We start from the raw sequence: 12,265 nt of genomic DNA, 5'->3' as shown, positions 1-12,265 counted from the left end.
CTCTTATGATTGGATCAAGGCCATCAAATCCTGGCTACCAAGAGAGCCCACTTTATCACTGTGTTCTAAGAGGGATGCCGCTAACTGCCTCTTCTCGCGGTGCACATTCAAGATCATATCCTCCACGGTACCCCGGCTCACCAGGCGGTATACCGTAACAGGCTTTGTCTGGCCGATGCGGTAGGCTCGATCGGTGGCCTGGTCCTCCACCGCTGGATTCCACCAAGGGTCCATATGGATAACAAAGTCTGCTTCTGTAAGTGTGATTCCGGTACCCCCAGCCTTCAAGGAAATCAAGAAGAAGTCCAAACCACCTTCTTGAAAGGCGTCCACCTGTCGTTGACGTGCCGTGACGGGAGTGCTGCCGTCAAGATAGGCATAGGTATAGCCTAGGTCATCAAGCTTCTCGCGAACCAGAGCTAGATGACTGGTAAACTGACTGAATACCAAAGCTTTATGTCTATTTTCGTGAACTTGTTCAGCAAGGCTCGCAAATAGCTCTAGTTTGGAGGAGCTATCATTCCAAGTATCCATGACTAGCTTGGGGTGACAGGCTGCCTGCCTCAAGCGGGTCAATGCCCCAAGGATCGCCACCCGTTTCTGAGCCTCGGTTTGGCCTTCATCGCCACCTTCAATCTTTTGCACCGCCTCAAGGCGAATGGCTTGGTAAACATCCATCTCATCCGACGACATCTCCACATCGAGATTGATTTCTGATTTTGGCGGCAATTCCTTTAAATGATCCTTCTTCAAACGGCGTAAGATAAAGGGCTTGATACGCTTTTCTAGGCGCGCGCGCGCCTCCTCACTGTTGTCACGACTAATAGGAAATCCGTAGGATCGCTTGAAACGCTCCCACGAACCAAGCAATCCTGGGTTGATTGTGCGGAACAAACTCCATAGATCACCCAAGTGATTTTCGATAGGGGTGCCTGATAGGGCTAGGGTCCACTGACTCGAAAGGGATTGAACTGCTTTCGCAGTTTTGCTCTTAGCATTCTTGATGCTCTGTGCTTCGTCTAAAATGAGACAATTCCAGTCAACTTCCTTCAGATATTCAACGTCTCGAAGCAGGAGGCCGTAGCTTGTAATAAGAATATCCTCAGGCATCAGGTTATCAAGCAAATCCTGCCGATCTCGATCTCGATAGATCATGGCCTGAAGATTAGGGCAGAATTTCTCACACTCCTTCTGCCAGTTGCTCGCCACTGACACCGGTGCCACCACCAGCGATGGCCCTTTGCGAGCGTGTTTTTGCAGAATAGCCAGAGTTTGGATCGTCTTGCCAAGTCCCATATCATCGGCCAGACAGGCTCCCATACCCCAAACAGCCAAGCGATGGAGCCAGCGAAAGCCCTCTAGCTGATACGGCCGTAAGGTTGCCTTGAAGTCTCTGGGAGGATTTTCGTCCAGGATATCTTTGCGAACGATTCGTTTTTTTAAGCGCCACCAGGCCTGGGAGGCTTGCTCAATCTGGATATTGTCTTGCTCCACTTGGCGCTCAAGTTCTTCTGCTTGCCCAGGGCTGACAAAAACCTCCTCTTGGTCCTCTTCTAAAACTCCTTGGACTGCCTCCATTCTCTTGCGGAAAACGTCCGTGATGGTGGCCCATTTACCAGAAGGCAATTGAATGAAGCGGCGCTGCTTCTTAAGCGCAGCGAGTAGCTCCTCAAGGCGCAGGGACTCTCCCTGAACCTCCACTTGGCCTTTGACTTGAAACCAGTCCTGTGGTTCGCCAATCGCAATGGAGATGGCCTGTTCTTCAAGCTTGTCACCGAGTTCGAGCTTACCTTCAAGACTCTGGGCACCGTTTTTGGGCCATTCGATCAAGCACCGCTCCCGCAGTCGACTTTGCTTTAAGGCCTCGATCAACCCCAAGGCTCTTTGCACATCAGCGAGAATGAAGTCATTGGGTCCGTGACGTGGCATTCGATCGAGCCCGAGATCTTCAGCTAGCTCCTGGGCTACCTCTTGCTCCCGCCAAAGATCTCGTGGCCGTGAGTATGGCTGCTCAGGATCGCTAAGATCTAGCACCGACTCCATTCCAACTCCTGGAATCATATAAGCTCCGGTAGGGCTGGGCTTCACCCAGACTTCGCCCTTAATCGCACCGGATTCGAAAGGAATAAGCCTGAGGATCAATCGATCGTCAGCTGCCTCACCCTCTGCCATACGATCCATCGATACTGGAATCTGATCGCTAAGTTTTGATAAATACTGGAAAAGCCGATCTTTGTCACTGGAAGGAACCGCAACAGGCTGTTCAATCAGCTTCTGCATCAAGGTAAATTGCTTAGGGTTGAGAGGGGCTAGGAGAACTTGTGTAGCAGTGGCAAAGCTCACAGCACCACCTTCTGCATCCAGATGCTGAATCTCCGTTCCATCATGAAAGCGGGGCTGAACGATCAAGCCGTCTTCTTGATTCTTGCCGATGAGTGCCGTACCCATGACATCGACGCTAATGCTATCGCCATCCTCATTCTGAACCGGAGCATCTAACATTTTTGCTAGGTCTAGCAGGATACTAAAGTGGTCAACAAGGGCATGCCCTGAGCCAGGATCGACACGAACATATGTCATCAAAGGCTGGTGTACTGTTCCTTGCCACAGATCATTGCGGCGTAAAAGTTCGCTCCAGCCTAGTACCTTCTTTTTTGCTCTCCCACGACCTGCTGATAATGCCACTGGACTTAGCTCGAAATCTTTACTCAGCTGCCACAGAAGCCTTGGCTTTAAAGTTTCGTCCTCAATATTATCCTCGGCTTCGACTACGGCTTCCAAGGTTGCAAAGAGAGACTCAACCGAATTGCCAGTACCTTGTTTCTCTTCAAGACGTGCTTTCGCTCCATCGAGCAAGCCGTGTTGGGCCGCCCACATATGGTGACAACGCTCTGGCTCAAGCTGAAAGTGATCCTGAAGGCAAGTACACTTGATCACGCTATAGCCCCCAGCGAGATCAAAGATTGGCAATGTCATAGAAACCTGATGGATCTCGCCTCTCTCGGAGATCTCAGCAAACCCCTCCTCCCCTTCAAAGCCTAAACTTTGAATGCCGTTGTCGAGGAGCCGTCGCCCTTTATTGACCTTGGTCTTGGGGTATTCTTTTTCAAGCTCTCGCTCTAAGAGCGATATCAGATCTTCGAGGTATTCATCGGGAATCAGGAGGTTGTCGTATTTCATAAACGCTCAGTTAGGAAAAGCAAAAATTAATAAGGGTTGGATTACTCAGTAGCTGTGTCAAGCCGCGGGTTCCGGGGCCGTATCACCACATCAAATGCCTGCCGAACGTCTTTAGAAATCCGTGCCTTGCCTTCAGGGAATTTTAGTTCTAAGGCTCCATCGGCAAAGCCGTAGACCGTCTCCCGAGCCAGGACTCGATCCGTGACAAGCTTACCAATCTCTCGAAAGACCAACTCATCAGTCCGCTTCACAAGACGGAAAGCTGCTCCCCCTGCCCCTTTCCCAGAGAGCATCAATGGCACATCACGGCTCCATTGCTCAAGCCAGCGCCTTTGCAACTCTGGGTTTGCCATCAGGATCACCCCATCGTAAGTCCCGGATTGGACGCGGGCACTTAGGGGGGAAAATAGATCTTGATCCAAATCGTAAACCTCGATCGTTGGCGCTGGTTTGTCACCCCGTAAGCCCTGGATGACCTGCTTCTGAATCTCTAGGGCCTGGGGATCTGATTGCTCCTCGATCCAAGCAAATCGGGGCTCCTTGGACTGACGTGCCGTTCGGATGAACTGCTGAAACGCTTGGCTCATGGCGTCCTGATCAAACTTTAGGAGGGACACATTGCGACCTTTGTCACAGGCTCCCTCGATGAGTGACACATGGGACACATGGATATGACTATGCAAAAAAGCTAAGTCGCAAAGGCTATCATTAGCACGGGGCCCAACCCCGATCATAAGATCGAAGCCTTTGAGGGCCAACCCCTGGAGGGTTGCCTCGTAGCGGTTTGCAGCATCGGTCTCAACGATTTGATAGAAAATATTAAATTGACGCTCAGCCTTTTTCAAACCTTCTACCGCAAGGGGGACAACCCCAAACCCCTGGGACTCCTCGCGATCAAGAACCAGGACGACACGTTTTAGTGACCCTGAAAAACTGAATGGGGCCAGCGAGATCATAAGAACGAGCGAAAGGAGATATCTCATAAAACTAGGTAGAACCTCTTAAAATTGAGCTTTTGAGAGAGCTTCTTTGGAAACCACAATATATTGACGGCCTCCCGCCACTAAATCGCTTGCGCGTTTCTAGTGGGGGATTCCTGTAGCACTTCAGCCACAGCGATTCCCGCCCGAATCGGGAGCTGTTCAGCACAAGGCAACCAGCTCCTTAGACATACAGGCTTCACAGGCGTTAGCCTCCCCCTGTAGTACTTGAGTTCACAAACCTTTACGGTTTTACACATGGAAGGATTCATCCATGCAACCCAATACCGACTTTTCAAAGAACTCGATACACTTGGGTGCGTACTCGCAAACCTCCCAAGATACGGGGATCATAGAAGAAAAGAAAACTCATGTCGATAAGAAACCTAGCGGTTCTCTCGACATTCATTTTTCGCATATCCATCTCCTCCTAAGCCTCAACAACCTGACGGTTGTCTACGTTCTAGAGGGAAAATTCCGGCGAGTCATGTTAAAAAAATTTGCAAACGGCTAGAGGCTGCTGCCTTTTCTTTCTTGTAATGAGAATCTTGGAAAATTGCTATAGGAGAAAAAAGCTATAGGCCAGGAAGCACGCCCTTGCTTACCTGGCCATAGAGGGGATCAAATAACTCGAAGGAGTCATGAAGGAATTAAACACGCAAAAGGCTCGTATTTGAAATTATTTATTCTTATCAAGTTTTATCAATGAGACTGTTGTGGGAGTGGCTTGGCGGAGGGGCTTCGGGGCTTGGTGCTTCCCTAAGCCCCTACGATCGTCGTATTATTTGATGTAATCGTAGCTTACCACAATCTCCGAACCGGGAGCAGGAGTCTCATCCAAACTTACCGATCCGTTCAAAGGGTCCGCCGTGAAGGTAACATTTTGCCCATTTACCGTAACTTCGACACCGGTAAAATTTCTTCTCGTCAAGGCAAATTGTTTTTTAAGAGGAATTTCTTCCTTATAACTTACAGTAATGTCGTGAACTCCAACCAGAGGATCTGCCAATTTGATCTTGTAACCCTGCTGGTCATCAAAGGTAAATCGAGATGGGTCGACAACCTCACCATCAATGATCACCTGGATCGATCCAGGGTTCGGCTGTGAATCAATCGCTACAGTCTGGAGCCCCGACACTTCGCCATAGAGATAGTCAATCGTGACTGTTTGCCCTTGGGCTAGTCTATCTGCCAAGACTACCTTGTTATCTTCAACTGTGAAGTTTTCATAGCGCTCACCGTCAAGATATACTCTAGCAGAGCCATCGTGGGGCTGTGCTGCCAATGAAAATTGGTTTTTTAGAAGGCTCGCCAAGTCTCTTGAAATCGTTTGTAGGGTCTGAGTGTAGTCGTTAGAACAGATCTTGCCCCGAACACCATTGGTCTTTTGGATAACGTCGTCGTAGATCGTCGCTGTCACATTGTTATTACCAACACACTCGGCAATATCATCGTCAGGCCCGAAGAGGATTCCATAAACCCGAGCTGTTTCACCCACAGTGCGGATGCTGGATAATTTCTCTAGGAGCATCTCACCGTTTAACTCTTTAGGGTCATCTTCACAGCCATAGTTGCCATTGGCAATCGAGCAGTTATCTTCATCGCTGACAACTAAGACAGCAACCACAGATTCGGTGCGAAGCCAGTTGTTGTTGCATTCGAGCCCCTGAACTGACCGCAGCACACCCCGCTCTAAGCCAGCTCCATCGGTTCCTGCGTTGATCCCTGCCTTGAACTTTTCAGCAGCTTGTGGATCGCCTTTAACGATCAATGCCCGGGAACACTGAGGATCGCCAGCATCCGTATTGATAATATTCACCCGCCAGTTGCTATCATTCACCTCAGAGAGCAAGGGCTCGATTTTATCGGCCAGGCCTTGTTGCTCCTCTGCCATCGACCCTGAATTGTCGATAACGATAAGAATATCAAGTGGAATCGGGCTTTGATTAAATTGTTCGATGGCAGCCAGTCTTTCGTCACCGGTTACAAGATTTAGGGCTTTGGTTGGATACTCATCTTGAAAGAAGGTTTCAGTCTCAGTGCCGATGGCTCTTTGGCCACCATTAGTTTTGAACTCTGTCGTCTTGCACGCGCCAAACGACAGAAAGCCAAGCATGCTGGCTATCAGAAGCTTTCTCATTCTCAATCCCCTCACGAAGTGCTTTGACGCACGTGTCTCACCAAACTGTCTTATCGGATCGATGGGAAGCTCTCTTAAGCCCCCACAAAAAATATTTTTAAGTCCAGTATAATCAGGCATGTGGAGCCCTTCCGCAAGCTTCCCCATGGGTGATTTTTCTTAGGCGCCTCCGGAGAGGGCTCCATTTTTTAAGAAACTCTAATTATAATAGGCGGACAATTGAAGTCGGCCCCAGCCGATTGCCAAAATCCCTGAAAGCGACTATCAGGACCCACAGCCGAGGTGAATTCTTGTCCGATAAAAAGCTTAAGAAAATCAAATCTGGATTTCTAAATCGAAGCCTTTCCATGACAAAGGTTGCCTTGCAATCTGGAGCATCCATCGCAGCCAATAGCCTCAAGCACGCCTTGTCAGACAAGGATACCAAAAAGAGTTCGTTCAAAGCCCTCCTAGAGGTGCAGGCCCATCGCCTAGCCAAAGAGCTAGGACAGCTCAAAGGTAGCCTGATGAAAGTTGGTCAGATGCTAGCCCTTTATGGGGAGCATTTCTTCCCAGAGGAGGTTGTCACAGCTCTCAAGTCCCTGAATGAAAGCAGCCCTCCTCTCAATTGGGAATCCCTTGAGCCAATCATCCGGAAGAGATTCACCGAAGAGCAACTCGCTCAACTTGATATCGAAGAGGAAGCACTCGCGGCTGCCTCCATGGGTCAGGTTCACTTGGCAACCATCAAAGAAACCGGTGAGCGAATCTGTGTCAAAGTCCAATATCCGGGCGTCGCCAACGCCATCGACAGTGATGTCAAAACACTCCGCTCTCTCTTAGCCATGTTCAAGGTGCTACCAACTCATAACGAAGGCTTCGAGGCCATGTTTAAAGAAATCAATGCCGTATTGAAGCAAGAGATGGATTATACTCGGGAGCTGAAATACACCGATCAAATGGCCAGTATGCTGGAGGGGCAGCAGGATTATATCGTCCCGAGAACCTTTCCAGAGTTTTCGGGACCGAAAATCATTTCGACGTCCTATGAACAGGGAGTGAACCTCGATAGTCCCGAGGTTGCTCGGTTATCCGGCGACCGCCGTAGCTATTTAGGTCAGGCTTTCGCTAAGCTTTTCTTGGAGGAGTTATTTGTCCACCATCACGTTCAAACTGATCCCCACTTCGGCAACTACAAAGTTCGCCTAAATCAGGATGGCTCAGATCAGATTATTCTGCTGGACTTTGGAGCCCTACGAAAATTTTCCAAGACTTTTGTGGGTCACTACCGCACGCTTCTCACTGGGGCCATGCTGAACGACAAGGAGATGTGCATTGCAGGAGCGAAGGCTGTCGGCTTTCTCAAAGACTCCGACGGCCCTGAGTTGCTCAACTGCTTCATGGACCTAGCATCGCTGGCAGTGGAGCCATGGTTGCCCCTTGATGACCCTAGGACCAATCACGACCTTCTCGACGAAAACAATCGCTACCGCTGGGGCGAATCGGAGCTACCCAATCGAATTACCAAGAAGGCCACAGAATATGCTCTGACTTTCAAACTCAGACCACCTCCAAGGGAAGTCATCTTCCTCGATCGCAAAATAGGTGGTGTTTTCATCATTCTAAAGACTCTGGACGCTCGGTTTGACGCTTGGGACATGATCAAGCCCTACCTCGATCAGTGAGTGTCGGGACCTATAGCCTCTGAGACATCTTTGCCTAGTGAAGGATGATAGACTACCTGTAGGCTACTCCACGCTAACCAAGGAGTCTTAAGGCGCTCCATGATAAATTTTGAAGGCACCATCGCTGACCAAAAACTTCGACTCACCCGACTTATCATGACGATGGGTGGGGTCGTATCTGTGTCTATGCTCTTTGTTTTAGGGCATGCCAACGCCACCGTGAGAGGTTTATGCCTCACTCTTGGAATCGCACTCATTCTCAGTCAATGGCTCATTGGTCGCCATCGCTTGCAAAAACTTGGTGGTTTTATCATTGTCGCTGCAAGTACTATTGCGATCTGCGCTATTGTTTTAGATTCGAAGTACCCCACTGCTGCCGGTTCACACAACCTATTTCCAGTCATTATCGCTGTGGCCGTAATTCTTCTGGGCCGCTATTGGGGAGCTTTGACCCTAGGGATCGTTATCTTATTCAAATTAGCGCTCATTTTTGGAGTTTTTCCGAGTTCTCAAATCTACCTCCAGCAAACACCCGACATATTTGTAGTGAGATTCGCCACCATCATATTAATTTATGGGATCACGGTTTATGCAGAGCACACCACAATCTTAGCGCTTGATAAGATCCGCGAGGATGAACAAAAGCTGAGGCTCCAGGAAAAGCTAGCTGCGCTAGGTGTCTTTGCTGGGGGTATCTCTCATGAGATCAATAACCCACTAGCAGTGATCAAAGGCTACATCAGCCAGCTCAAACGGTGGATGTTAAAAGAACAGGTTGCCAATGATATCCAGGAAAAACTGGAGCGACTAAGCCTCAATGTTCAACGAATCACTGATATCGTGCACAGCCTACTAGCGCTTGGTCACCACACTCCGCTGAGCGGGACAATGCTGACAGCCTTTTCAGTGAGAAACGTTGTTGAGGAAGCTCAAGATATCATCAGAGGCAAGATCGATCGCTGTAAAAACCTGGTCATTGAAAATCGTGTGGTAAGTGATCTTTTAGGCGAGGGTTCGGCGAACCACCTAAGGATTATGCTCCGCATCATTATTGATAATGCTATTGATGCCTTAGAAATTGCCGCGATCGCTGACAAACGTATAATCATTGATAGCTGCATCAACAACGATGATGTTGTGGTCACCATAGAGGATAACGGACCCGGCATCCCAGAGAACATCATTCAAAACGTCTTCGACCCTTTTTTCACCACCAAGGAGGCTGGCAAAGGCAGCGGTGTAGGCCTCGCATTGGTAGCCCGCTTATGTAGCTCCTTAAAGTGGACCATAGAAGTGGAGAGTGCCCCCGGTCAGACCAAGTTCACCATCACCCTACCGATGATTCAAGACGAAAACGCAATCATAGACAACTTGGCCAGTTGATGAAGATGCTCGAAGCTTTGCTACGCCTGCGACTCCACACTGAATGGCATATCGAAAAGTTACCGAAAGCAGGTTATTCTCAGCCAGTGTTAGCAAACCTTCCAAGGAGTCTATATGAGATTTTCCCCCTTCATTTTTCCTCTTCTAGTGGGACTAACTGGGTGTCAAAGCACCCCAGAAACACCAGCTTCTCTCGCTGAATTTTTCGAGACTAGTTTTCAAGAAGACCTGCAAGAATCCCCACAGAGAATGACCTATCTCGGAATCAAAACCGATTACGATAAGTTAGATGATATATCAGAAGCTAGCTCCAAAAAAGAGTATCAGAGGCGCTTAGCTAGACTCGCGGCACTTAGAAAGTACTTTTCACTTACCTCACTTAACGGTCAAGATAGGCTTTCCTATCAGCTTTTTGAGGCTGACCTTGAAAACGATATTGAAGGCTACCAGTATCGCCACCATAATTACCCCGTAAATCAGATGTTCGGATTGCAGTCGCAACTCCCAGCTTTTATGATCAACATGCACCAAATCGCTAGCGAAGATGATGCCAATGCCTATATATCCCGCCTCAAGCAGGTCGACGAACAATTTACCCAACTCATCACCAACTTGAAGATTCGTGAAACCAAGGGCATCATTCCCCCGGCCTTTGTGTACGACAAAGTCATCACAGACTCCCAAAATCTTTTGAAAGGCTATCCATTCGAACGGACGGCGACTCCTTCGACCCTATTCCAAGACTTCAAAGGCAAGGTTAAGAAGCTTCAGCTAAGCAATGATCAAAAAGCTAGTCTTCTCAAGGCTGCCCAAAGTGCCTTGGAGAATGATGTTGCTAATGGATATAGATCCCTTATTAGCTATATGACCCAGCTTAAGAGCAAGGCCCCGAAAAACGTTGGTGCCTGGACACTCCCCAATGGCGATGAGTTTTACCGCTTCCGGCTCAAGACCATGACGACCACAGATCTAAGCCCCGAGCAGGTTCACAAAATCGGCTTGAATGAGGTCGCTCGCATTCACAAAGAAATGGATCAGATCCGAAAAAAGGTCAAATTTAGAGGAGATCTCAATAGATTCTTCACCTACATACGGACTGATGACAAGTTCTACTTTCCCCAAAGCGAGAAAGGCAAACAGCAGTACCTCAACGAAACCAGGCGTATCATCTCTGAAATCGAAAAAGCTGTCCCCAAAGTCTTTGGTATTTTACCAAAAGCAGGGCTTGAGGTGAAACCTGTAGAATCTTTTCGTGAGGCTTCGGCGGGAATCGCCTTTTATAATTCTCCGTCCCTTGACGGCAAGCGTCCTGGGATTTATTACGTGAACCTTTATGACCTCAAGCAGGTTCCGCGCTATGAGATGGAAGCTCTTGCCTACCATGAAGCGATTCCTGGTCATCACTTTGAACGGAGTATCAGCCAAGAGCTTGAAAGCCTGCCAAAGTTTAGGCGATTGAGCGGCTACACTGCTTATACTGAAGGCTGGGGACTCTACAGCGAGAAATTACCAAAGGAGATGGGCTTCTATAAAGACCCCTACTCTGATTTTGGACGCCTTTCAATGGAACTCTGGCGAGCTACACGATTGGTTGTCGATACTGGGATTCACTGGAAAAAATGGTCACGGCAAGAAGCCATTGACTACCTGATGGACAATACACCTTCCGATAAGGGCGAGGTTGTTAAAGCCATTGACCGTTATATTGTGATGCCAGCCCAGGCAACTGCATATAAGATTGGAATGCTGAAAATCTTAGAACTTCGGGAAAAGGCCAAGAAAAATCTTGGCAAGGACTTCAAACTTTCTGATTTTCATGACCAGATATTAAAGAACGGGCCACTCCCCCTTGATATATTGGAGCAAGAATTTGATCAGTGGCTCGCATCTAAGAAAACACCCAAGAAGACTTAGTCACTGAAATACTTATCATAAATATCTGAATTTTCCAGATCCTTAAAACGAGCCTTTGATGCCTTGGCCTTCGGTGCCGCATCAAAGGCCTTCTTCGTTGTGATAGCTTGGAGATCGTCTGCACTTTCAATTTTCTGGACTGGAATATTCCTAATTTTTTCGAACAGCACGGGGTCGTGTTTTTTAATATCATCTCGGGTGGCCTCCACCGCCTTACGCTCTAGCTGCTCTAGCTGAGCCTTCACCTTGGGTGGCACGATCTCTTGTTCCTCCTGACTTTGCTTGGCAGTTATAATCGTTTCTTGATAAATTTCTGCCACGGCTGCCTTTGTCGTCGGCTCAACTTTCACCGTTGAAACTTTTAGATCAGAAAGGGGATCATTCGCCTGGCCTTTGGGTTTTGGCTGAACCTTGGGCACAGAAATAGTGAATCCAGAGTCTACCTTGACTGGCTTGGCATTGGGTTGTCGCGGAGTCACCTCCACCTGTCCACGAAGTACAGAGACCTCAGTATGGCCTGACTTTCCCCTAGCGGCAACAAAGAAATCGGTTCCGCGGACGCCCATGACCATTGTATTCGATCGCACCTTCATGCCATGGCGTGGTCCATCACCCCTGATTAGACCTCGAATTTTTCCAAAAATCATGTCATAAACTGGCTTTTTGACCCCGGACTCTCCTTCCAGAGAGACTTCGTAGGCGGTGTTTGCCGAAACCGTGATCTGATCGCCATTGCTATAAACAAGCTTGGCCTTGGATCGTGATCCAGTCTGAATTCGCTCAAAAGGTTTAAGCGTCGCTCCTTTTGCGGCCTTTACAACGGTGAAATAAGTGCCTCCGACTTTGGCAAAAGGCCCCGGACCATCCTTGTTTTGACTAGGGTTCTTGAATAGCCTAACCTTGCCATAGAACTTGGTTAAGGTCGCTTCGTTTCGCCCCTTAGCCAGGCCAACTCCTGCCACTAAGATAAAGCACAGCCCAACTGATCGCAAGCTCATCACGAA

Annotated in this window: 8 protein-coding genes; 4 read left to right on the top strand and 4 right to left on the bottom strand. The window is 48.6% G+C overall.

The genetic code is table 11. The features are described 5' to 3' along the window. Nucleotides 1-3: 3 nt before the first annotated feature. Nucleotides 4-3,180 carry a DEAD/DEAH box helicase gene (locus B9N89_RS19070; protein ID WP_132319834.1) on the bottom strand — a complete coding sequence of 1,059 codons (3,177 nt, stop codon included), beginning with the start codon at nucleotides 3,178-3,180 and terminating at the stop codon, nucleotides 4-6. 41 nt (nucleotides 3,181-3,221) lie between these two features. Then, nucleotides 3,222-4,163, bottom strand: coding sequence for a type 1 periplasmic-binding domain-containing protein (locus B9N89_RS19065; protein WP_132319832.1), 942 nt, complete (start codon nucleotides 4,161-4,163; stop codon nucleotides 3,222-3,224). A 271-nt stretch (nucleotides 4,164-4,434) separates the two neighbouring features. Here B9N89_RS19065 and B9N89_RS19060 point away from each other — a divergent pair, with 271 nt between their 5' ends. Beyond that, the gene (locus tag B9N89_RS19060; protein WP_143478219.1) at nucleotides 4,435-4,674 is read left to right on the top strand and encodes a hypothetical protein; all 240 of its coding nucleotides are present in this window, start codon (nucleotides 4,435-4,437) and stop codon (nucleotides 4,672-4,674) included. 267 nt (nucleotides 4,675-4,941) lie between these two features. On the opposite strand, the gene B9N89_RS19055 is transcribed toward B9N89_RS19060, so the two are convergent. After that, complete coding sequence (locus B9N89_RS19055; protein WP_132319828.1) at nucleotides 4,942-6,300, bottom strand: hypothetical protein; 1,359 nt, start codon at nucleotides 6,298-6,300, stop codon at nucleotides 4,942-4,944. Nucleotides 6,301-6,590: 290 nt separating this feature from the next. Between B9N89_RS19055 and B9N89_RS19050 the strand changes: the two genes are divergently transcribed. The 3 genes from B9N89_RS19050 to B9N89_RS19040 all read left to right on the top strand — a co-directional run bounded on the left by B9N89_RS19050 (nucleotide 6,591) and on the right by B9N89_RS19040 (nucleotide 11,261). Continuing rightward, the gene (locus tag B9N89_RS19050; RefSeq protein ID WP_132319826.1) at nucleotides 6,591-7,964 is read left to right on the top strand and encodes an ABC1 kinase family protein; all 1,374 of its coding nucleotides are present in this window, start codon (nucleotides 6,591-6,593) and stop codon (nucleotides 7,962-7,964) included. A 99-nt stretch (nucleotides 7,965-8,063) separates the two neighbouring features. Further along, on the top strand, nucleotides 8,064-9,347 hold the full coding sequence (locus B9N89_RS19045; protein ID WP_132319824.1) for a sensor histidine kinase: 1,284 nt from the start codon (nucleotides 8,064-8,066) through the stop codon (nucleotides 9,345-9,347). A 114-nt stretch (nucleotides 9,348-9,461) separates the two neighbouring features. Then, the gene (locus B9N89_RS19040) at nucleotides 9,462-11,261 is read left to right on the top strand and encodes a DUF885 domain-containing protein (RefSeq protein ID WP_132319822.1); all 1,800 of its coding nucleotides are present in this window, start codon (nucleotides 9,462-9,464) and stop codon (nucleotides 11,259-11,261) included. Here the strand turns inward: B9N89_RS19040 and B9N89_RS19035 are convergent. Then, nucleotides 11,258-12,259: a FecR family protein gene (locus tag B9N89_RS19035; RefSeq protein ID WP_234996132.1), complete on the bottom strand. Its 1,002-nt coding sequence runs from the start codon at nucleotides 12,257-12,259 to the stop codon at nucleotides 11,258-11,260. The genes B9N89_RS19040 and B9N89_RS19035 overlap by 4 nt on opposite strands. Nucleotides 12,260-12,265 lie beyond the last annotated feature (6 nt).

Origin of the sequence: Pseudobacteriovorax antillogorgiicola (genome assembly GCF_900177345.1) — a bacterium.
GTDB lineage: Bacteria > Bdellovibrionota_B > Oligoflexia > Oligoflexales > Oligoflexaceae > Pseudobacteriovorax > Pseudobacteriovorax antillogorgiicola.
Note: the sequence above shows the minus strand (reverse complement) of the source record. Positions and strands in the feature narration are given on the sequence as shown.